Source organism: Legionella micdadei (genome assembly GCF_000953635.1).
Classification (GTDB): Bacteria; Pseudomonadota; Gammaproteobacteria; order Legionellales; family Legionellaceae; genus Tatlockia; species Tatlockia micdadei.
Genome location: NZ_LN614830.1, coordinates 1,497,668 through 1,518,994 on the forward strand (window position 1 = coordinate 1,497,668; position 21,327 = coordinate 1,518,994).

Below are 21,327 nucleotides of genomic sequence, written 5' to 3' on the forward strand. Positions count from 1 at the left end.
AGGAAGATATGCCAGATAACCATCACTTAAAATTCGTTAGATTAGGGATTGATACTAAGCAAGAATTCACCGTATTTACCCACTCTGATTGCTTTATTTGTAAATCGGAGGGGATTGAATCATTAACCCAGCTTGTTGTATCCGCAAATCATCATTCCATTATCGCAACCTTGAATGTCATTAGATCGGAAATCTTAAAACAAGATGAAGTGAGTTTATCAGAAAGCGCATGGAGGGAATTAGGTGTAAAAGAGGGTGATGCTATAAGTTTGTCGCATCTTTCTCCGGTTACTTCATTGGAATACGTGCGTGCAAAAATACACGGCAACGAGTTAACTGCTGCTCAATTTAAAGCAGTAGTTCATGATATTGTGGCTGGAAAATACTCAAATATCCATTTGTCGAGTTTTATTACTGCTTGTGCGGGTGATCATTTAAATTTAAGAGAGATTATCGATTTAACACAGGCAATGGTGGAAACAGGAAAGCAAATATCTTGGAATTACCCTATTGTGGTTGACAAACATAGCATTGGCGGTATACCTGGAAATAGGACAACACCGCTCGTCGTTGCCATTGTCGCTGCAAGTGGTCTAATTATCCCTAAGACATCCTCGCGGGCGATTACTTCACCAGCAGGCACCGCGGATACGATAGAAACGATGACACCAGTAATTTTGGATCAGAAAAAAATTCGATTTATTGTTGAAAAAGAGGGGGGATGCATGGTTTGGGGAGGAGCCATGGGAATTAGTCCAGCGGATGATCTACTCATTCGCATTGAACGAGTGTTAGATCTCGATCCCGAGGGACAAATGATTGCTTCTGTTTTATCCAAAAAGGCAGCCATGGGCATTACTCATGTGGTGCTGGATGTACCCGTGGGTCCCACGGCCAAAATCCGTTCGGAACAAGCTTTTTTAAGGCTTAAAGAGTATTTTGCCATCGTAGGGAAAGCCATGGGTATGGAGGTAGTTGTTGTAAAAACCAATGGCAGCCAGCCTGTTGGGAGAGGAATTGGTCCGGCATTAGAAGCTAAGGATATTCTAGCGATTTTGCAAAACAGTGCCTCGCTTCCAGTTGACTTAAAAAATAAGGCTATTTTCTTAGCTGGAGTTATTCTTGAAATGGGAAAAAAAGCCCAACTAGGAAAGGGTGAGCATATGGCAAGACAATTATTAGAGAGTGGCGTTGCTTTTAAAAAATTTTTGGCAATTTGCGAAGCGCAAGGCGGGTTTAAAGAGCCTCCCACCGCTTCTTTAACGTATGACATCATTGCAACTCACAAAGGAAGGGTGATTGAGATTCAAAACAGACAGTTAGCCAAAGTAGCCAAATTAGCCGGTGCACCTAACGATCGTGCTGCAGGTATCGAATTTTATTCGACTTTAGGTACACGGGTTGAACCAGGGGGAGTCTTATATCGTATCCATGCTGAATCAAAAGGGGCATTGGCTTACGCGGTTGCTTATGCACGAGCAATGCCACATATTGTTACAATTGTGCGGGATGATACTTAAACCTTTTGCAGCCATCGCCACATTAATCTGTTTTTAATCACTTCAACTAAATATAAGTAACTCGTTGTCGCAATGGTTAAAAAAATAAAAAATGAAGCGGGAAGAGGAACAAAGCCTAGAGAGGATGCTAATGGACTGAATGGTAATAGCAGGCTTATGAAAACCACAATTAAAACAGTCAGGGCCAGAGGAAGGCTTGGCTTGCTTGTAAGCGGCGATCTAACAGTTCGAATAACAAAAATCACCAATGTTTGTGTTGCCAAAGACTCGACAAACCAACCAGTTTGGAATAAAGCTTCAGACGCGTTGAAATAATAAAGCATTACCCCAAAAGTAATAAAATCAAAGAGGGAGCTTATAGGTCCAATATAAAACATGAATTTACGTATGATGTCGATATCCCAGTGTTTGGGCTTATTAACAAAGCTTGGGTCAACATTATCGGTGGGAATAGAAATTTGTGAGATATCATAAAGAAGATTATTAAGAAGAATTTGGGTCGGTTTCATAGGTAAAAAAGGGAGAAATGGAGAGGCAAATGCCATGCTGAGCATGTTACCAAAATTAGAACTTGTGCCCATCATGAGGTATTTCATGATGTTTCCAAATGATTTGCGTCCCTCCATAATACCATTCAGTAAGACTTTTAAATTATGTTCTAACAAAATGATATGAGCTGCTTCACGGGCAACATCAACTGCGCCCGAAACAGAAATACCGACATCGGCACTTTGTAGTGAAGGAGCATCATTGATTCCATCACCTATGTATCCCACAACATGTCCATTAGCCCTAAGCGCCCTTATAATTCGCCGTTTCTGATGAGGCGAAACGCGCGCAAAAATTTCAATTTCTTCTGCGATTTTTGCCAAAGTCAAGTCAGACATTTGTTCTATCTGACTCCCAAGTAATATTTTTTTAGTTAAAAGGCCAACCTTGTCACAAACATGGTGAGTGACTAACTCATTATCACCCGTTAATATCTTTACTTTTACACCGGCCTGATTTAGTTTGGCAATGGTTTCTTTAGCATCTTCTAATGGTGGGTCAAAGAAAGCTAAAAAACCGACTAAAATTAAATCCTTTTCGTCATTGATTTTATAACTTTCTTTTGCTGCCGTAGGGCTATAAGCAATTGCCAACACCCGGTATCCCTCTTGGCTTAGCGAATGAAAATAATCCAAAGCCTGTTTGATGGTTTGATCATCAAGTGGCTTTTCACCCTTATCCGTTTTATATTTCGTACAAATGTTAATGATGTTTTCAGGAGCTCCTTTCGTAATGATGAAGCGGATTCCCTCTTTGTCAACCACAATGCTTGAACGTCTTCTCTCAAAATCAAAAGGGATTTCATCGATTTTTACGTAGCCTTGGCGAGCGGGATGTTCATGATGCAAAATCGCAGCATCCAAAGGATTGATTCCTGATTTATTAAGAAGGGCATTATCTAGAGGATTTTCTATATTTGTGCCAAATAAGCTGCTCAAGTATGCGAGCAGTAAAACATATTCTGATTTCTCTCCAAAAATAGTCATATATTTTTCTAAAGTCATTTCACCTTGAGTTAACGTGCCAGTTTTATCAGAGCATAAAATGTCTATGCTGCCAAAATTCTGTATGGCTGCCAAATTTTTAACAATCACTTTTTGTTTTGCCATATTTAAAGCGCCTGCTGTTAAGGTTACTGTGGTGATCATAGGTAAAAATTCGGGTGTAAGTCCTACAGCCAAAGCAATAGAGAATAATAACGATTCGAGTGCGGGATGTTTAAGGTAAATATTGACTAAGAAGACGAAAAGGATAAGAAAAATGACGGTTCTCATGATAAAAAAACCGAAACGTAAAATCCCTTTCTCAAATTCGGTTTGTGGTGGAGTTGATGATAAACTTTGCGCAATTTGGCCGAATAAAGTGTCTTTCCCTGTGATCAGCACGAGTGCGATGGCATGGCCGCTGACAATAGAAGAGCCTGAAAAAATAGCGTTTATAGCCTCAATGGGGTTTTTTAGTCGAGTTGAAGTTGTTGTGGCTTCTTTTTCAATAGGCAGAGATTCACCTGTGAGCGCTGCCTGCTGCACATGCAGATCTTTAGATTGCAGTAATAAGCAATCAGCGGGAACAATATCGCCGGCTGCTAAACAGATCACATCTCCGGGCACCAAGTCACTGCAAGGCAAATTAAATTCGCTGCCGTTTCGTCGTACTGTGGTTTTTATTGCGACATGTTGCTGTAATTTTTGAGCAGCGATGAGAGAACGATGCGTTTGAAAAAAATCAAGAGCAACACTGATGCTGACGACAATCAAGATGATAGCAGCATTAATAGGACTACCCGTAAAAAATGAAATGAGTGCAGCAATAATTAATATGATTACTAATGGATTTGTGGAATGTGAAAGGGCTTCGAAAATAGGTGAGCGATAGGATTTGGTGATTATTTTATTGGAACCATAGATGTCGAGCCGTTTTCTAGCCTCTGCCTCAGGAAGTCCTTGTAAGGAACTTCCTAATTCTTGTAGCGCTTGAGAGGGCCCAAGTGCTGATAATACGTTTAAGTTTTGTTGCATGGGTTAATTTTCACCATTTTCATCTGCAAATCTAGGTTTTACGGTGATGGTTGATTTCAAGGAATTTGCAATAAAACATAGATTATGTGTTGCTTCAAAAAGTTGTTCCATCGTTTTTTGATCCGGTTTGTTTTCATTTTTAAACGAAACTACCGGGGAAAGAATAATATGTGAAACCGTATGCCTAGTTTCATCGATCGCACAAGTAGCCCGGTCCGAATAGCTATCAACAACATATCTATTCTTAGCGCACAAGGACAGAAAAGTAAGCAAAAAGCAACTTGAAAGAGAAGCTGTTAGTAATTCTTCAGGGCAATGAAACTGTGGATTGCGTATCAAGTGAGCAGACGAATTGACTTCTAATTTTGGTCCACCATAAAAAAATACAGTGTGCTTGCGGTTATAAGTTTGATAATTAAAGTCTTCTGTACCGCGCTCCCATAAAAGTCGAATATTATATTCAGGCATGATGTAAGTCCTTTTGGTCTCGTGCTAAGCGGTTTATTTAAGTTTAATCTATTTAGCAGGTTTTGGTATTTGTTTTAAACTCTGGGCAATGTGAACTAATATAAATATACACATGCAAAATAGGGAATAGCATGAAACATGAGCACATTGTGGTTGCAATGGATGAAAGTGACTGTTCAACACTTGCTTTAAATGAGGCTATTAAATTAACTCAAGAGCTGAAGGCAAAACTGCACGTTATCCACGTTGTTGATGAAACCATTTTTAATCAAGTTGATGAGTATGTTGAATTCGATTGGCTGTGGAACGCGCACAGAGAATTCGGGAAAAAAATATTAGAAAAAGCAGAAGATCGATTAAGGTCTGAAAAATTTGATTTCGCTACTCATCTTATCGAACTTAAACCTAATGAGGGACGGCTTGCCGAGAAAATTGTAACGGCGGCTCAATCTTTACGTGCGGATTTATTGGTGATTGGGACTCACGGTCGAAAAGGTTTTAGCCGCTTGTTCTTAGGTAGTGTTGCTGAGAAGGTGATTCGTACTGCAACTATGCCTGTATTGCTTGTGCGGGAACAAAAGACCTAAAGGGATAAGGAAAGATTATGAAATACAAAAAAATAATGGTAGCAGTCGATGGAAGCGCCACGTCAAACCAGGCCTTGCAAGAGGCAATTGAGCTGGCCCAAGATCAAAAATCATTTTTGCGTATAATTTATGTTCTGGATGAATCAATCGTTAAATACGCAGATAGTTTTATTGATTTTGAAACCCTTTGGAAAGCGTATAAAGAAGAAGGGGAAGATTTTTTAGAAAAAATAAACCATCAAGTGAAAGAAGCAAATATTAATTTTGATACTCACCTCGTGATTCTTAAATTTGCAGAAGGGCGTATTGCTGAAAAAATTGTGTCCGAGGCACAAGATTGGCAGGCGGATTTACTTGTTATTGGTACGCATGGCCGTCAAGGCATTAGCCGCTTTTTTTTAGGCAGTGTTGCCGAGAAAGTGCTGAGAATTGCAACGATGCCTATTCTATTAATTAGAGGGTAAAATGGGGAGATCAATTTTAATTTGTTTTCCCAAGGCTAATCGCAACGCATTCACGATAGCAATAATATCAATGATTTCTTGAAGTATTGCCCCCATCACAGGAGGAATATAACCGGCTGCCGCAAACACCATACCTAGGATGGAGAGTACCATTCCACCAATGGCACATTGAGCTGCAATTTTGCGAGTGTTTATGCTTAAATGGATGAGTTCATCGACCTTACTTAGGGTGCTCTCCATAATCACGGCTCCAGCTGCCCCCGAAGTAATAGCACTATGTTGACCAAAGGCTATACCGACCGTAGCTGCAGTGAGTGCCGGTGCATCGTTAATCCCGTCACCCATAAAAACAGTAGCCGCCTTTTTTCTTTCTTGCTGCACAATAGCAAGTTTTTGCTCGGGGCTTTGAGAGGCGTATACTTCAGTTAGATTTAAAAGCCTCGCTAAATAACTCACTTCCGATTCGCGATCACCCGAAACAAGCATGACTTTTTTAAATTGATGGGACGGCCCTAAGTGGCTGATGAAGGGTTTGCTATCGAGGCGTGGTGCATCACGAAAATGCAGAGAAGCGACGTATTGATTATCAATCAAAATAATGCACTCTAATCCAGGTGAAACGGGTGGAAGTTTACTTTTACAATCTGGATTAGATTCCAACAGTTTTTTCCTGCTTGTGATAAGTATGGTATGGCCATGAATTGTACCTTTTAAACCTTGTCCAGGCTTCTCAGATAAATCTATTACGTTAAGAAGGACAAGATGTTGCTCCTGCGCTGCTCGCAGAATAGCGTTTGCAAGAGGATGCTTGGAATACTGTTCCAGGCTGGCAACGTACTGCAATATCTCTTCTTTCGGATAATCGCCAACGGTGACCATCTCGGTTAAAGATGGTTTGCCGTAGGTAAGGGTGCCTGTTTTATCAAAAATGGCTGTTTTACAAAGCGGTAACTGTTCTAAGATGGCTGGATCTTTGATGATGATTGCTTGCTTAGCTGCTTTTGAAATTGCACTGATTAACACGATGGGAATTGCAATTAACAAAGGACAAGGGGTTGCAATCACCAACACGGCAAGAAAGCGTAAAGCATCTCCAGCCACATACCAGGCTATGAATGCAAAGAGTAATGCGAGAGGGGCAAAAATGGCTCCAATTTGATCGCCTAATCGTCTGATTGTAGGTCTTTTTTGTTCAGCTTCTTCTAAAACCTTTACGATTGCAGCATAGCGTGAATCGGATGCCAGGGCTGTCGTCTGCACTGTGAGTGCAGAGTCGCCATTAATGGCACCAGATAAAACATAAGCACCTGGTGTTTTTGAGATTAAATAAGGTTCTCCGGTTAGATAGGATTCGTCCATTGTGCCTTGCCCGTGGATTACTAACCCATCGACGGGGCATGTTTCATGAGGAAAAATAATAATTTTGTCATCAATGGCAATATTCGCTAAAGGTATATCTTCAATACGGTTATCGGTTTGACGATGGGCAAGGGAAGGCATGCGGGCAGCCAAGGCGTAGAGTGCCGAGGCGGCTTTGCGTCTAGCGTAGGTTTCTAAAGTTTGGCCACTGGCAAGCATAAGAATAATCAATGTTGCAGCAAGGTATTCATGTAAAATAACGCCAGTTACTAACGCAATTGCTGCAAGCGAGTCCGCGCCTAAATTGCCTTTGAATAGCTTAAAGAGGATCTGAAAAAATAAGGGTATACCGCCGCTGATAATAACGAATAACAAAGGTATATCTGCCATCTGTGTTTTGAAAGCACCTAGGAAAAAGTGCAAGCCAATTGCAAATAAAGAAGCAAACGCAATATAAGATTGCCATTTAAGGGCACGTTTAACAGCAGGGGCATCAGCGTTTATAGTTTGTCTCCACAGCATCTAAAGTGATAAGTTTATCTTAGCTGAGATTATTTAATTCTGTATAGAGACCCAGTAGACCCAGTATGAGGCTAAAGCAAGCAATAGCAAATCCTAAAAGCCTGGAAATATATAAAGATAATTTATCGGCTCGTTGAATCAGTAATGACACCATTAGCCCATTTAAGCCATCGGTTGCCATCATTCCTAGCATAAAAATCAGCCCAAGGATGGCAGAAAAAGTCCAATGCTTTGAAGATGAAATTGAAATTGAAAACAGGGCAACTTGGCTAAACGTATCAAAGGAAAAGGCGAATAATGCGCCAGTCAGTATGATCCAGATTGCGTTATAACGCTTAAATTTGCCGATAAAAAAATGCCGTAAGCTACTTGGGGTATGGAATTGGTTTTCGTGTCGTAAAATATTGTAAAGTGTTAGAAAACCAAAAACCAATAAAAAAAATATGGAGATGAAACTCCCCAAAGGTTCAAGCCAAGTTGGAAATTGAGAGCGGATAAACCCGTTGCTGATAATCACACTTAAAGTAATTACGACTAAGCCATGCCCTAGGGAAAACAATAATCCCACGCGCTTTGATAATCGGTTATTTGTTCTGATGGTTCTGGTAATGGAATCAATGGTTGCCAAATGATCTAAATCAAGACCATGTCGAAGGCCCAATCCAAATACAAAAAGGATGAGTAGGGTTGGTGAATAAATTATGGCATTGGGTAACATGTGTATGTCCGTCCGGGCTCCTCGGGTCATGCTATTTCTTATATCTCACGGATGAGAAGGAATGGCAAGAAGAGTAAATTGATTCATAGCTTATCCATTACACTTAATGTCGAGTCGAATTATGATCTATACTGTTTGCTAATCCTAAACAATAATTTTAAAGAAGGTAACAATGGATAAGTTAAATGAGGCTAAACGCTTATCATACTTGAAAGTAGCTTTGTTTTTAGTCGGCCTTATTTTTATTTTTGGTATTTATCCTCTGACGCTGGTGTGGCCATCTGGCTGGTCATGGCATGCAGGTCAATCAGAATACTTACAGATGATTTTAGGTATTTACGCAACGCTTGGGGTGTTTTTGATCATCGCTTCCCGTAATCCGGTAGAGCACAGGAGTCTGATTTGGTTTACTATTTGGTCAAGTGTTGTCCATGGTGGAATCATGGGAATCCAATCTATCGTTTACCCACAGCACTTTGATCACCTTTACGGTGACGTTCCCGCACTCTTTGCCATCGCCTTAATTCTTGGATTACTAATGCCGCGTAAAAGTCGCAAAAAATCAACGAAGTAGGGCGAGCCACTATTCATTCCTACGAAGGCAGCACCATTCCTTTATTTTTTCCCTGGATACTATATGATGTGATTTACCTATCTAGGAACTTATTACTCCTTTTGAGATGCATGAACTGACTCTCTCACGCACCATTCTCGATATCATTAAACAACACGCATCCGCAATGAATTGCCGATCTGTTAAAAAAATTTATCTCGAAATTGGTCAATTGATTGGTGTAGATCAAGAGTCTCTCAAGTTTAGTTTTAATGTCATAGCGAAAGGCAGTATTGCTGAAAGTGCGGAGCTCGAATTGATTGAAATTAAGGGAAAAGCAATCTGTGACTTTTGTGAGGAAGCTGTTATGCTTAAAAATTATTACGACGGCTGCGCGATTTGCGGACGATATTCTTTAAGAATAATTCAGGGTGAGGAGCTGCGTGTGAAATCCATGGAGGTTGAATAATGTGTGGACTTTGTGGTTGTTCGGAAGGGGATAAACATGAACACCACATGGAGGCAAATGCCCTTCATCCCCATCACCATCATGATTCGGATAAGCTTGTAGCCATCGAACAAGACATTCTTGCGAAAAACAATGAATTTGTCAGGGCAAACCATCAAGTTTTTTTAAAAAAGAACGTTGTTGCTATCAACTTGATGTCAAGTCCTGGTTCAGGCAAGACAACATTACTTGCCAAAACTATTGCTGATTTAAAAGACCGTCTCGATATCGCTGTTATCGTTGGCGATCAGCAAACCGACTATGATGCGGAAAAAATTAAATCAAGTGGTGGACAAGCTATTCAAATTAATACAGGAAAAGTCTGTCATCTCGATGCTCATATGGTTGGACATGCGATTGATAATTTAGCGTTAAAAGAGCACTCGCTGCTTTTTATCGAAAATGTGGGTAACTTAGTTTGCCCAGCCCTATTTGATTTAGGAGAATCGTATAAAGTCGTGATTCTGTCCGTAGCAGAAGGGGACAATAAGCCATTAAAGTATCCGGAAATGTTTCGTAAAGCCGATATCTTGCTACTTACTAAGATGGATTTATTGCCTTACGTTGATTTTGAAATAAACCAATGCATTGCTTATGCAAAAAGGATTAACCCAATGGTTGAGGTTTTGCCGATTTCTGCAAAAAACGGGGCGGGACTCAGTAAGTGGTATGAATGGTTAGAAGCGATTCAAGCGAATGGCTGAAAGATTACAAATATTGATTAAAGGCCAAGTTCAGGGCGTTGGATTTCGCCCCCATGTTTATCGAGTCGCCCTGCGCTTAAACCTAACCGGTTGGGTGCAAAATAATGCATTAGGTGTTTTAATCGAAGTGCAAGGGTTATCCGTTTCTTCCTTTCTTGCCCAACTTCTAGCCTCATTACCGCCATTAGCTAAGATTAAAGACATTGAAACAAGTCATATCCCCCTAATAGATCATGAAAGCAGTTTTCAAATTATCGACAGTCATAAAAGCGGTGTCTCAGGCAGCGTGATTTCACCTGATACAAGCCCTTGTTCAGATTGTTTAAAGGAACTCTTTGATCCCGATAGCCGGTATTATCAATACCCTTTTTTAAATTGTACGCAATGCGGCCCTCGCTTCTCGATCACCCGGGAGTTACCTTATGACCGTTGTCAAACCTCAATGAGCGAATTTCCGTTATGCTTAGCTTGCAAGCAAGATTATAGTTCACCGACAAATCGCCGCTATCATGCGCAACCTACTGCTTGTAAAAACTGCGGCCCAGAACTTTCAGTTCCCATCCAAGCAATCGCTGAAGCTTTACGGGCAGGAAAAATCATTGCGCTCAAAGGGGTTGGTGGTTATCAATTGCTCTGTGATGCTAGAAATAAAAGTGCTATTCAAAGGTTGCGTCAAAAAAAATACCGCGAAGCTAAGCCGTTGGCTTTAATGGTGCTCAATTGTATTAGCGCTGAAGAATTGGTTCTTATCAGTACTGAGGAAAAAGAAGTCCTCGTCAGCCCAGCGCGTCCTATTGTTCTACTTAAAAAAAAGCAAGAGGTGCTTCCTAAACTCGTTGCACCGCATTTATCTTGCTTAGGCATTATGCTGCCGTCTTCCCCCTTGCTTTACTTACTGTTTCACGCTTTAGCAGGTTTCCCCGAAGGATTGGGTTGGTTAGAGTCTATTCATCCATGGGCACTGATCGCCACTAGCGCTAACATTGCAGGCAACCCATTACTTATAGCGGATGAGAAGGCTAATGATGAACTGATCGCTATCGCCGATTTGATTGTTTCATACAATCGCCAAATTCTTACTCGTGTTGACGATTCAGTTCTCCGCATTATCAATCATTCGCCTCATTTTGTGCGGCGTGCGCGTGGGTTTTCACCAATTAGCATTCAATTACCTGCCTCGATACCCTCGACATTAGCTTTAGGGGGACACCTTAAGAATACTTTTTGCATAACTCGGGGAAATGAAGCCTTCGTTTCTCAACATATAGGCAGCATGACGAATAAAGAAACCATCGATTTTTTTCATGAATCACTCACACACTGGATGCGATTTCTTGATGTCAAAATTGAGCGTGTTGCTTGCGATTTACACCCCGATTTCTATACGACGCACTTTGCAAGCCAATACAATCTTCCCGTTATTGCAGTGCAGCATCATCACGCCCATTTAGCTTCTGTCGTTGCAGAGCATCAGATTATGGAACCTGCCTTAGGTTTGGCGCTTGATGGGTATGGATACGGATGGGATGGTAAGGCTTGGGGAGGCGAATTATTTCTTTTGAAAAAAGGTGCTCAAGCTCAACGGCTGGCTCATTTTTATCCTATTCCCCAACCCGGAGGTGAACGTGCGGTTCATGAGACGTGGCGGATGGCTGCTGCTGTTTTACATTGCCTGAACAGAGACGAAGAGATCATTCAGCGATTTGCTGAGCAATCCCAGGTTTTTGGTGTGGCCCGTTTGCTTAAAACGAATCCTTCTTTGCCAACTACAAGCAGTTGCGGCCGCCTTTTTGATGCTGCAAGTGCATTGTTAAATGTAAATACACTGTCTCACTATGAAGGGCAAGCGCCCATGCAGCTTGAAAGTTTGGTTACTTCTCCTGAAGTTTTTGCCAGCGGCTGGACTTTTACTCAGGAGCAATTTAATTTTTTACCAACGATGTTACAGTTATTGCAGATGAAGCCTAAGGAGGGTGCAAATTTGTTCCACGGAACATTGATCGCTGGTTTAGCCGATTGGATTCTGTTTTATGCAAAAAAAACATCCATCAATCTTGTCTTACTCAGCGGTGGCTGTTTTTTAAATCAAGTGCTCACTGAAGGATTAACAAAGCAGTTGGAAAACCATGGATTAAAGGTGTATTTACCACAGCAATTGCCTGCAAATGATGGTGGTATTTCTTTAGGTCAGGCATGGATAGGCGGCAATTACCCGGAGGCTGACATCTTATGTGCTTAGCGCTTCCAGTTCAAGTTACGCGATTGCTTGATTCCCAACGAGCTCTAGTGAATTTGGGTGGAATTGAAAAAGAAATTTCGATTGCTTTATTAGATCAAGTCAGCGAGGGTGACTACGTGATTCTTCATGTGGGGTATGCGTTAACAATATTGAACGAAGACGAGGCACGAAGAACATTGACTCTGTTTGCTGAAATGCAGGGACAGACACGATGAAATACATAGATGAGTTTCGTAATGCGGATTTTGCAAAAGCAATCGTCGAAGAGATTAGCAATCAAGCAATCCCCAAACGGTATTATCGATTGATGGAATTTTGTGGTGGCCATACTCATACCATTCATCGTTATGGTCTTCCAAGCCTTTTGCCTGACAATGTGGAAATGGTTCACGGACCTGGGTGTCCGGTTTGCATTTTACCGATTCATCGAATTGATAAAGCTATCGCTTTAGCTTCTTTGCCTCATGTTATTTTGTGTAGCTATGGTGATATGTTGCGCGTACCAGGATCCAATCAGCAAAGTTTATTGCAGGCAAAGGCGCGCGGCGCTGATGTAAGGATGGTTTATTCAGTGGATGATGCGCTTCGTTTAGCGCAAATAAATCCTGAAAAAGAAGTTGTTTTTTTCGCGATTGGGTTCGAAACAACCACACCGCCTACAGCTTATGCCATCAAAGAAGCAAAACGATTAAATTTGTCCAATTTTACGGTATTTTGCAATCATGTATTGACTCCTGCAGCAATGAGTTGCCTTTTGCAAACTTCTTATGATGAAGAGCCTATCCATCATTTAGATGGGTTTGTTGGACCCGCCCATGTCAGTATTGTGACAGGGAGCAGGGCTTATGAACCCATAAGCAATCAATATAAAAAGCCGATCGTGATATCGGGTTTCGAACCTCTCGATGTGTTGCACGCTATTTTAATGTTGATTGAACAAATTAATGCAGGAAGAAGCGATGTTGAAATTCAATACACACGAGCAGTGACTCGGGAAGGAAATTTAAAATCACAAGCCATAATGGGAGAAGTGTTTGAATTGCGGTTAAGTTTTGAATGGCGCGGGTTGGGAAGCATTCCGGACAGCGCTTTGCAAATTAAAGCCGCTTATGAACAGTTTGATGCTGAAAAACGGTTTCCCTTACCCGATTCTCTTGGTGTGGAACACAAGCAATGCGATTGCGGGTCTATTTTGCGCGGCATAAAAAGGCCTACTGATTGTAAACTTTTCGCTAAAGTGTGTACGCCGCAAAATCCGCTCGGCTCTTGCATGGTTTCATCTGAGGGTGCTTGTGCTGCTGTTTATGCTTATGGAAGGAGAAGTTAGCTATGGAAACGCTAGCCAAAAGATCACCGGGAGCAAAATTAAATCTAAAAAACGGTTTGATTGATTTAAGCCATGGCAGTGGCGGACGCGCTATGGTGCAATTAATTAACGAGCTGTTTTTGCCGGCGTTCAAGAACCCCTGGCTCGATCAAAAAAATGACCAGGCTTGTTTTCTTGTGGATGCGGGGCGCATGGTCATGACCACGGATGCCCACGTTATTTCTCCTTTATTTTTTCCTGGTGGCAATATCGGTTCATTAGCAGTACACGGAACGATAAATGATATTGCCATGGCAGGAGCAAAGCCATTGTATCTATCCGCGAGCTTCATCTTGGAGGAAGGATTTCCCCTTGCTGACTTAAAAAAAATTGTCACATCAATGGCAGAGGCAGCTTTTGCTGCCGATGTCGCTATTGTTGCAGGAGATACCAAAGTCGTGGAGCGAGGTAAAGGGGATGGAGTATTTATCAGCACCACAGGATTAGGCGTAATTCCTGAAGGCATTTCTATTTCCGGTGATCAAGCAAAACCGGGTGATAAAGTGATTCTTAGCGGATATATTGGCGATCATGGGATTGCTGTCTTATCCAAACGCAATAATTTGGAATTTTCAACGACAATAGAATCAGATACTGCGGCTTTGAATGATTTGGTCACTCATATGCTTGATGCAGTACCTTCAATTCATTGCTTGCGAGATCCGACTCGCGGTGGTGTGGCATCAACTCTGAATGAATGGGCTTTACAATCGCGAGTTGGTTTTATGATTGATGAAACTAAAATCCCAATCCGCACTGAGGTAGCAAGCGCTTGCGAACTCTTAGGTTTAGATGCTTTGTACGTGGCGAATGAGGGGAAACTTTTGGCCATTTGTCCGGCAGAAGAGGCTGATCAATTAATTACAGCCATGCATGGTCATCCTCAGGGTAAGCAAGCAGCAATTATCGGGGAAGTGATTGAAGATCCGAGGTATTTTGTACAGCTGCGTACAAAATTAGGCGGGCTAAGGATCATTGATTGGTTAAACGGGGAACAATTGCCGCGAATTTGCTAAATTTTGCTTATCGCGCGGCTCAGATTATTGAGGTCTAAACTCTCAATGGCAGTACGGGCAATACCTGCACGCGAGCCACCTGCTTTAAGGATTAAGCTACTGATGAACAACGATAACTATTTTTTGTCTCACGAAAAGTTACAAGAATTAATCGATGCACTCCGAGGGTTAGGCTTCTCTTGTGTGGGGCCTCAAGTTCGTGATGGTGCAATTGTCTATGATACTCTTACCGAAGCTAAACGATTGCCCTGGGGTATTCGTGATCATCAAAATCCGGGGGGGTATCACCTCGAAACGTTGACAACCCAGCGTGCGTTCTCATGGGCTAATGGTCCACAAGCCATTAAGCCCTTGCTTTTTAAACCAAGTGAAACCGTTTGGCGGGTTGAGCGCAGCACTACTGGGAAATTAGAATTTAAACCTTGTGTAGCGGATGGCCCGCCCATAGCTATTTTGGGCGCTCGCTCTTGCGATTTAGCGGCAATGGCCATCCAAGATAAAGTGTTTATCACAGCAACGCATCAAGATGAACGATATCGTAAACGACGTGAATCATTATTTATTGTTGCTGTTAATTGTGGTTATTCATCGGCGAATTGTTTTTGCGTTTCGGCAGGAACAGGGCCTGAGGTTAGAAGTCTTTTTGATTTGTTAATGACCGAATTAGATTTGGGGTTTGTTATTAAACCTGGTAGCGAACGTGGGAAAAAACTAATTTCCAGTTTAAATTTGTCATTAGCAACTGCACAACAACGCAAAGAAGCAGAGCAAGAAGTAAAAAATGCCGCTACCATGCAAACAAAGCGTATTCCCTTGGATAATCAGCGAGGCTTACGCGATTTGTTGTTTTCCAATTTAGGCCATTCCCGGTGGGAGGAAGTCGCTGAGCGATGTTTATCCTGTGGGAATTGTACCTCTGTTTGTCCAACTTGTTTTTGTCATAGTGAGATAACCAAGCCTAGTCTTGATGGAAAAAGTAGCGAGCAGAAGCGTGAATGGGATTCTTGCTTTACGGAGGGTCATAGTTATCTAGCCGGACACCCGATTCGTGATGATACGAGAAAGCGTTATCGCCAGTGGCTAACGCACAAGGTAGGCAGCTGGTTTGATCAGTTTGATACAAGTGGTTGTGTAGGGTGTGGACGATGCATAACTTGGTGTCCGGTAGGCATCGATATTACCGAAGAATTAGCTGCCATTTCGGGTGAATCAAATGTGCGAGAGTAGGCAATGACGACAGATGCTTATTTACCTCATGCAGCAAAAATAAAGGCTCGACGGCAAGAATCACCGACGATTTTTACCCTTGATCTTCAATTTGTTGAAAAGCCGCAGCAACACGCTTTTTCATTCTACCCCGGGCAATTCAACATGCTCTGTTTATACGGGGTTGGTGAAGTTGCCATTTCAATTAGCTCTGATCCCGAAGAGCAATCCTACCTAAGCCATACTATCCGTGCGGTTGGGCGTGTCACGAAAGCTATGCAGCAATTAAAAAAGGGAGATTATGTTGGCATCCGGGGGCCTTTGGGCAAGGGTTGGCCTGTTAAAGAAGTTTTAGGCAAAGATATCGTTGTGGTCACGGGCGGCTTAGGATGCGCACCCACTGTGTCTGTCATTAATTACATTTTAGCTAGGCGTCAAGATTATGGTGCTTTAAAAATTTTTCAGGGTGTAAAACACAGTGAGGATTTTATTTTCCGCAAACAATATAAACAATGGCAAACAATGCCAGACACTGAAATTTATATTGCAGCAGATCAAGCTGGACCAAAGTGGCCTTGGCGCGTGGGTTATGTCACCGATATGATTGAATCACTTAAGCTCAATGCGAGTAATACGGTTGCAATGATGTGTGGTCCGCAAGGCATGATGCTTGCGGCGAGCTTGGCATTGATTAATCAGGGTGTTCCTGAGCAAGCAATCTATCTTAGCATGGAGCGTAATATGGAGTGTGGAATCGGTCATTGTGGTCATTGTCAATATGGGGGTTTATTTATTTGTAAAGACGGTCCTATTTTTGCCTATGATCGTATAAAAGGGTTATTTACGGAACCAGGATTTTAGTATGAGAAAACCGCGCCTGGGAGTTTATAAATTCACTTCATGCGATGGATGCCAGTTAGCTTTCCTCAATGCTGGAGAAGCGTTTCTCCTGTTATCGGAATTGGTTGAATTGACTCATTTCGCTGAGGCTGGTTATCTTAATTTTAAAGAAAAAATTGATATCGCTTTTGTTGAAGGAAGTATCTCAACACCCGAAGAGGTAGAGCGAATAAAAAAAATCCGTGAAAATGCAACCTTCTTAATCACCATTGGCGCTTGTGCAACTGCTGGAGGAATACAGGCTTTGCGCAACGCGGTTAATTATCAAGAATGGATGGCAAGTATCTATGCTTCACCCAAAACAATTGAAACATTAAGCACTTCGACTGCGATTTCACATCACGTGTACGTTGATTTCGAGTTATGGGGGTGTCCTGTTAATACTCATCAGGTGATGGATGCTGTGCGTTCCCTATTGTTTGGCGCAGTACCTCGGGTTAAGCGAGATGCGGTGTGCTTGGAGTGTAAGCGTAATGGAGAGGTGTGTGTACTGGTTGCTAAGAAAGAACCTTGTATGGGGCCTATCACTCAAACTGGCTGTGGCGCACTTTGTCCTCAACAGGGTCGGGCTTGTTATGCTTGTTATGGTCCATCAGAAAATGCCAATGCACGTTCATTAGGGGCATGGTTTGCAAAAAATGGAAGCTCCTACGATAAAATCGCGCGGCAATTTTTGCACATCAATAATCAGGCTGAGGTATTTAATCAAACGGGTAATTACTTTAAGGGAATCAAGATTGTCAAAGAATAAAGAAAAAATCATTGAGGTGCCTATTCTTGCGCGTGTGGAAGGAGAGGGAGCACTTAAAATTGAAATTAAAAATAATAAAATTCAGGCTTTGCAACTCAAGATTTATGAGCCACCCCGTTTATTTGAGAAATTTTTAGAACAACGCGAGTACAGCGAGGTTTTGGATATCGTTGCCCGCATTTGTGGTATTTGCCCAGTCGCGTACCAGATGAGTGCTACTCAGGCAATTGAAAATTGTTTTGGCATGAAACCGAGTTCTTGGGTTCGTGAGATGAGGCGCTTATTTTATTGCGGTGAGTGGATTGAAAGTCATTGCTTACACATTCATCTTTTAGCGTTACCGGATCTTTTTGGTTTTAAGAGTGCTCCTGAGATGGCAAAAGTCTACCCTGATGAAGTGCGGCGAGGTTTGCGCCTGCAAGCATTGGGGAATGAAATCATGCGGGTGTTTGGGGGGCGCTCTGTGCATCCTGTGGGTGCACGAGTAGGGGGCTTTTATAAAGCACCAAATCTGGAGACTATGCAGCTGATCCTTAAAAAAATAAAGGGTTCATTTGCTGATTGCGAATCGCTTATTCGATGGCTTAGTACGCTGACTCTTGGCAAAAATAGCCCTGATTTTACTTGTGTTTCATTATGTCATCCAGAAGAGTACCCAATGAATGAAGGGCGCATTGTTTCTGATCAAGGCCTTGATATTGCTATCGAGGAATTTGACGAATATTTTAAAGAGAATCAGACTCCTTATTCCACTGCTTTGCACTGCTTACTAAAAGGAAAGCCATATCTGGTCGGCCCTTTAGCACGACTAAACATTAATCATGCGAAGTTACCTGAACAAATTCAAACGTTGTTAAAGCATATCGGTATTCATTTTCCAAGCAAAAATATGCACCATAGCATTCTAGCTCGTGCAATCGAAGTTTATTTCTGCCTTTGGGAAGCCAGCCGTATTTTAGAAAATTACACTTTTCCTGATTCTCCCTATACAGAGGTTACTATAGCTTCAGGGACAGGGTATGGATGTACCGAGGCGCCTCGAGGCTTATTATGGCATTGCTTTGAAATCGATAAGAAAGGGTTAGTTAAATTTGCGCGGATTGTACCGCCAACTAGCCAAAATCAGGCTCGCATCGAAGAGGATTTGTGCCTCTCATTGCAGCAATTTGGTCTTGATAAGTCGAACGAAGAACTTCGAAGTTATAGTGAAATGCTTATCCGAAATTATGATCCCTGCATCTCATGCTCTACCCATTTCTTGACTCTAGACGTGAGACGAAATGACTGAACTGCTCATCATAGGGCTTGGCTCACCGTTTGGAGATGACCGCTTAGGATGGGACGTTATTAAAATGTTGCAGGAACAAGAAGCGCTATGCGGTTATCCTTCAGAACAGTTACAAATGACTTGTTGTGACAGGCCGGGTGCAAGTTTACTTGATCTGATGTCTAACGCGAAAACGGTCTTTTTAATCGATGCGGTTAAAACAGGGGCTAAGTTAGGCTCTTTACACTGTTTTAACCTGGAAGAAATTAAGGATCTAAGCGCTTTGCAATCCACCCATCATTTTGGACTTGCGCAAGCTTTGGAGTTAGGTAAAGCGCTTAATGCTTTACCGCAAAATGTCATCTTGTATGGTATAGAAATTAAGGATCTGAAATTCCAGTTTGGAATTTCAGGCCTCATTAAGCAAGCTGTTCAAGATTTGGCAGAGAAAATAACCCAAAGAATACTTACCTATTTTAGTGGAATGGGTTATTGAATGTATCGATAAAAAGTATGCTCAAACTAAATTATTCTACCAGTGCTTTTAGTGTTGCTAGTTTAAATATCTCGCCACAATATTGCTGATATGGTTCCTTGATCTTGAAATACTCTCATTATATCCGTTATCGAGCTTAATGTGACGTTGTTCACCACAAGGTGGTAAATCAATCGTCTTCCGCTTTTGGTATCGATATAACCGGCCAATGCTTGGCCTTTTAATTGAATTCCCTGGGGCGTTCCTTGAGCATAGGTTCCCGATTTTGCATGAACTTTCCCACTTGCTCCAGAAAGACTGGGGCGAGTTTTAAATTCCGTAACTGTAGCAAGTGAACCATCAACCCCCAGAACGGGAAGTGAGTCAAAAAATGCCGAAAAAAAAGGGGATTGAGCCATTATGGTTAGCCATTGTGTGACAACACGGTTGGTCGCAAATGTCTCTCCACCACCACTGCCGTCTATAAAATGAAATTGATCGCCCGGTATCTTGTGTTGATTAATCAAACTATTTCTTTCAGCGGTTAGGGCACTTGCCATGTTATTTACTCCTTTTGTCAGTCCAAATAGGACTAAACTGACATCGGCACCGATGTTATAACTAACCTTAAGAATAAATTTTGCGTACTCCGAAAAAGGTGGGGATACCAATTCGGCAATCAAAGTAGAAGAACCTGGAGGCATAGGAGGATTGTGCGCATTGATTGGCGCATCAATCTTAATGCCGGCATTTTTTAGTGCCTCAATGAGAACGGTGCGTGCATAATTGGCTGGTTTTACTATTCTGAAAGTTTGGACAAGAGGGAAATGATGAGTAAAAGGTGGAATAAAGTGAATAGGAAGATTACCAGTTACCTGACCTTGGCAATGGGCATCCCCTATACAGGTAGGGAGTTGTGGGTCTAACTTATAAGTGGCTGCAGTATTTGAATTGGTTGTCTGAAGGCTAGAAGAGATTGTAAAAGCAGCTGAAACAGGGCGCCAGTTGACGGATGCCTGACGACCAATCTCCGTTGGCTTCATGATGACATCGATAACGTCATCATTCACAAAAATGGGGGTTACATTAAATTCATTGCGGAATCGGAAGGGTTTAAAAAGCCCATCATCTATTACAATGTTACCGGATATCCTTCTTATCCCATAGCCATAAATCTGTTTGGCTAAACCCTTATAGCCAGCGAGTGGGTCAGGGCTGGTGAGAATAGCGTTACCAAGAGAATTTGCTTCATTATGATCAAAATTAGAAATGGCAATAGTACCATCAGGTAAAGTCCTTCCTCCCATAGTCAGATCGCCGGATGCAACCAATATTAGATTCCCTTTTAATACACCATTAGCATCAATTGTTCCTTGATAAGCAACACGGGTATGAAATCGATAATTAGCCCCGGCCTGGTTGAGCAAAGCTCCCACAGAAAAAAGTTTTCGTACCGAACCAATATAAAATGGATGTTGCGGCCTGAAATCGATTAAAGTAAGTCCTGTTTTTGAATCGATGACGCGAAGACCCCAAATAGAGTTTCGATAGACTGGTTTATTTAATATTGCATCAATCGCCTTATTTTTTGTGAATAAAAGAGCATCCCCATCAATGGGAACGGAGCAATCTTCAGGATTGCCCAGATGGTGACAAATTTTAGGGCCGCCTTGGATATTTTTTTTCATTAATGCGGCGTTTACTTGCAGTATAAGAATACAGCTTTCACCTGGCTGGAGATTGAATGAATGTTGGCAAGTTTTTTGTCCAGTAGTAACTTGCTTAATCCCTGTAGGAATGTCGATTAATTCGTAATTGATAAGCGGATGGGACGTGTTATTCAAAATAACATATTTTTTTTGCACAACTTGATTTTGAATAAGAATGCTAGGGGTTTTTTCCATAGCTTTGATTATCAATGACGGCGTGGCCTCTGCAAGAAGAACATGGAACAATAGAGTGAAGAAAAGGAAGCTTTGGCGAATATCCATAATTCAATATCCTTTAGGGAGCATCGATTGCAAAGGGAGATATTAAATTAAGATTATCATTCTATAGATAGGGTAATAAAGGAATTATTCGTAATTTCCGAGTAAGTCATCCTGAAGTTCTCAATTACTCCTTATGTTGAATAATA

At 41.7% G+C, this 21,327-nt stretch carries 20 protein-coding genes; 15 read left to right on the forward strand and 5 right to left on the reverse strand.

Annotated features, from left to right (window positions below):
* Positions 1-8 precede the first annotated feature (8 nt).
* Entirely contained in the window at positions 9-1,520 is a 1,512-nt protein-coding gene (locus tag LMI_RS06615; RefSeq protein WP_045099084.1) for a thymidine phosphorylase family protein, read from the forward strand.
* Here LMI_RS06615 and mgtA read toward each other — a convergent pair.
* The gene (mgtA, locus tag LMI_RS06620) at positions 1,517-4,087 is read right to left on the reverse strand and encodes a magnesium-translocating P-type ATPase (RefSeq protein WP_045099085.1); all 2,571 of its coding nucleotides are present in this window, start codon (positions 4,085-4,087) and stop codon (positions 1,517-1,519) included. The genes LMI_RS06615 and mgtA overlap by 4 nt on opposite strands.
* A gap of 3 nt (positions 4,088-4,090) precedes the next feature.
* On the reverse strand, positions 4,091-4,555 hold the full coding sequence (locus LMI_RS06625; protein ID WP_045099086.1) for an OsmC family protein: 465 nt from the start codon (positions 4,553-4,555) through the stop codon (positions 4,091-4,093).
* A gap of 131 nt (positions 4,556-4,686) precedes the next feature.
* Between LMI_RS06625 and LMI_RS06630 the strand changes: the two genes are divergently transcribed.
* Entirely contained in the window at positions 4,687-5,142 is a 456-nt protein-coding gene (locus tag LMI_RS06630; RefSeq protein ID WP_045099087.1) for a universal stress protein, read from the forward strand.
* Between the two features lie 17 nt (positions 5,143-5,159).
* Positions 5,160-5,606: a universal stress protein gene (locus LMI_RS06635; protein ID WP_045099088.1), complete on the forward strand. Its 447-nt coding sequence runs from the start codon at positions 5,160-5,162 to the stop codon at positions 5,604-5,606.
* Here LMI_RS06635 and LMI_RS06640 read toward each other — a convergent pair.
* Both LMI_RS06640 and LMI_RS06645 read right to left on the reverse strand, forming a co-directional pair.
* Entirely contained in the window at positions 5,592-7,487 is a 1,896-nt protein-coding gene (locus LMI_RS06640) for a heavy metal translocating P-type ATPase (protein ID WP_045099089.1), read from the reverse strand. The genes LMI_RS06635 and LMI_RS06640 overlap by 15 nt on opposite strands.
* 19 nt (positions 7,488-7,506) lie before the next feature.
* Positions 7,507-8,205, reverse strand: coding sequence for a HoxN/HupN/NixA family nickel/cobalt transporter (locus tag LMI_RS06645; protein WP_045099090.1), 699 nt, complete (start codon positions 8,203-8,205; stop codon positions 7,507-7,509).
* Between the two features lie 172 nt (positions 8,206-8,377).
* On the opposite strand from LMI_RS06645, the gene LMI_RS06650 reads away from it, so the two are divergent.
* From LMI_RS06650 to LMI_RS06705, 12 genes are all read left to right on the forward strand, one after another.
* A complete protein-coding gene (locus tag LMI_RS06650; RefSeq protein WP_045099091.1) occupies positions 8,378-8,779 on the forward strand; it encodes a DUF6632 domain-containing protein in 402 nt (133 codons plus the stop codon).
* Between the two features lie 106 nt (positions 8,780-8,885).
* Positions 8,886-9,227 (forward strand): hydrogenase maturation nickel metallochaperone HypA, encoded by a 342-nt coding sequence (hypA, locus tag LMI_RS06655; RefSeq protein ID WP_045099092.1) that lies wholly within the window; start codon positions 8,886-8,888, stop codon positions 9,225-9,227.
* Complete coding sequence (hypB, locus tag LMI_RS06660; RefSeq protein ID WP_045099093.1) at positions 9,227-9,970, forward strand: hydrogenase nickel incorporation protein HypB; 744 nt, start codon at positions 9,227-9,229, stop codon at positions 9,968-9,970. The genes hypA and hypB overlap by 1 nt, the downstream gene beginning before the upstream one ends.
* Positions 9,963-12,209 (forward strand): carbamoyltransferase HypF, encoded by a 2,247-nt coding sequence (hypF, locus tag LMI_RS06665; protein WP_045099094.1) that lies wholly within the window; start codon positions 9,963-9,965, stop codon positions 12,207-12,209. The genes hypB and hypF overlap by 8 nt, the downstream gene beginning before the upstream one ends.
* Positions 12,200-12,424: a HypC/HybG/HupF family hydrogenase formation chaperone gene (locus LMI_RS06670; RefSeq protein WP_045099095.1), complete on the forward strand. Its 225-nt coding sequence runs from the start codon at positions 12,200-12,202 to the stop codon at positions 12,422-12,424. The genes hypF and LMI_RS06670 overlap by 10 nt, the downstream gene beginning before the upstream one ends.
* Entirely contained in the window at positions 12,421-13,536 is a 1,116-nt protein-coding gene (gene hypD, locus LMI_RS06675) for a hydrogenase formation protein HypD (RefSeq protein ID WP_045099096.1), read from the forward strand. The genes LMI_RS06670 and hypD overlap by 4 nt, the downstream gene beginning before the upstream one ends.
* A gap of 2 nt (positions 13,537-13,538) precedes the next feature.
* Positions 13,539-14,591, forward strand: a complete 1,053-nt coding sequence (hypE, locus tag LMI_RS06680) for a hydrogenase expression/formation protein HypE (RefSeq protein ID WP_045099097.1) — start codon at positions 13,539-13,541, stop codon at positions 14,589-14,591.
* Between the two features lie 102 nt (positions 14,592-14,693).
* Positions 14,694-15,818 (forward strand): 4Fe-4S dicluster domain-containing protein, encoded by a 1,125-nt coding sequence (locus tag LMI_RS06685; RefSeq protein ID WP_045100624.1) that lies wholly within the window; start codon positions 14,694-14,696, stop codon positions 15,816-15,818.
* Between the two features lie 3 nt (positions 15,819-15,821).
* The gene (locus LMI_RS06690; protein WP_045099098.1) at positions 15,822-16,658 is read left to right on the forward strand and encodes an FAD/NAD(P)-binding protein; all 837 of its coding nucleotides are present in this window, start codon (positions 15,822-15,824) and stop codon (positions 16,656-16,658) included.
* 1 nt (position 16,659) lies between these two features.
* Entirely contained in the window at positions 16,660-17,448 is a 789-nt protein-coding gene (locus LMI_RS06695; protein WP_045099099.1) for an NADH-quinone oxidoreductase subunit B family protein, read from the forward strand.
* On the forward strand, positions 17,435-18,736 hold the full coding sequence (locus LMI_RS06700) for a Ni/Fe hydrogenase subunit alpha (RefSeq protein ID WP_045099100.1): 1,302 nt from the start codon (positions 17,435-17,437) through the stop codon (positions 18,734-18,736). Before LMI_RS06695 ends, LMI_RS06700 begins: the two co-directional genes overlap by 14 nt.
* On the forward strand, positions 18,729-19,211 hold the full coding sequence (locus LMI_RS06705) for a hydrogenase maturation protease (protein WP_045099101.1): 483 nt from the start codon (positions 18,729-18,731) through the stop codon (positions 19,209-19,211). Before LMI_RS06700 ends, LMI_RS06705 begins: the two co-directional genes overlap by 8 nt.
* Positions 19,212-19,273: 62 nt before the next feature.
* On the opposite strand, the gene LMI_RS06710 is transcribed toward LMI_RS06705, so the two are convergent.
* On the reverse strand, positions 19,274-21,181 hold the full coding sequence (locus LMI_RS06710) for a D-alanyl-D-alanine carboxypeptidase/D-alanyl-D-alanine-endopeptidase (protein ID WP_052679481.1): 1,908 nt from the start codon (positions 21,179-21,181) through the stop codon (positions 19,274-19,276).
* Between the last annotated feature and the right edge of the window lie 146 nt (positions 21,182-21,327).

Excerpts from the sequence above, each read along its gene's own strand:
- hypE (WP_045099097.1), top strand. The coding sequence starts at position 13,539 with ATGGAAACGCTAGCCAAAAGATCACCGGGAGCAAAATTAAATCTAAAA.
- LMI_RS06625 (WP_045099086.1), bottom strand. The coding sequence starts at position 4,555 with ATGCCTGAATATAATATTCGACTTTTATGGGAGCGCGGTACAGAAGAC.
- LMI_RS06695 (WP_045099099.1), top strand. The coding sequence starts at position 16,660 with ATGAGAAAACCGCGCCTGGGAGTTTATAAATTCACTTCATGCGATGGA.
- LMI_RS06615 (WP_045099084.1), top strand. The coding sequence starts at position 9 with ATGCCAGATAACCATCACTTAAAATTCGTTAGATTAGGGATTGATACT.
- LMI_RS06705 (WP_045099101.1), top strand. The coding sequence starts at position 18,729 with ATGACTGAACTGCTCATCATAGGGCTTGGCTCACCGTTTGGAGATGAC.
- LMI_RS06640 (WP_045099089.1), bottom strand. The coding sequence starts at position 7,487 with ATGCTGTGGAGACAAACTATAAACGCTGATGCCCCTGCTGTTAAACGT.
- hypD (WP_045099096.1), top strand. The coding sequence starts at position 12,421 with ATGAAATACATAGATGAGTTTCGTAATGCGGATTTTGCAAAAGCAATC.
- LMI_RS06635 (WP_045099088.1), top strand. The coding sequence starts at position 5,160 with ATGAAATACAAAAAAATAATGGTAGCAGTCGATGGAAGCGCCACGTCA.
- LMI_RS06670 (WP_045099095.1), top strand. The coding sequence starts at position 12,200 with ATGTGCTTAGCGCTTCCAGTTCAAGTTACGCGATTGCTTGATTCCCAA.
- mgtA (WP_045099085.1), bottom strand. The coding sequence starts at position 4,087 with ATGCAACAAAACTTAAACGTATTATCAGCACTTGGGCCCTCTCAAGCG.
- hypA (WP_045099092.1), top strand. The coding sequence starts at position 8,886 with ATGCATGAACTGACTCTCTCACGCACCATTCTCGATATCATTAAACAA.
- LMI_RS06645 (WP_045099090.1), bottom strand. The coding sequence starts at position 8,205 with ATGTTACCCAATGCCATAATTTATTCACCAACCCTACTCATCCTTTTT.
- hypF (WP_045099094.1), top strand. The coding sequence starts at position 9,963 with ATGGCTGAAAGATTACAAATATTGATTAAAGGCCAAGTTCAGGGCGTT.
- hypB (WP_045099093.1), top strand. The coding sequence starts at position 9,227 with ATGTGTGGACTTTGTGGTTGTTCGGAAGGGGATAAACATGAACACCAC.
- LMI_RS06690 (WP_045099098.1), top strand. The coding sequence starts at position 15,822 with ATGACGACAGATGCTTATTTACCTCATGCAGCAAAAATAAAGGCTCGA.
- LMI_RS06630 (WP_045099087.1), top strand. The coding sequence starts at position 4,687 with ATGAAACATGAGCACATTGTGGTTGCAATGGATGAAAGTGACTGTTCA.
- LMI_RS06710 (WP_052679481.1), bottom strand. The coding sequence starts at position 21,181 with ATGGATATTCGCCAAAGCTTCCTTTTCTTCACTCTATTGTTCCATGTT.
- LMI_RS06685 (WP_045100624.1), top strand. The coding sequence starts at position 14,694 with ATGAACAACGATAACTATTTTTTGTCTCACGAAAAGTTACAAGAATTA.
- LMI_RS06650 (WP_045099091.1), top strand. The coding sequence starts at position 8,378 with ATGGATAAGTTAAATGAGGCTAAACGCTTATCATACTTGAAAGTAGCT.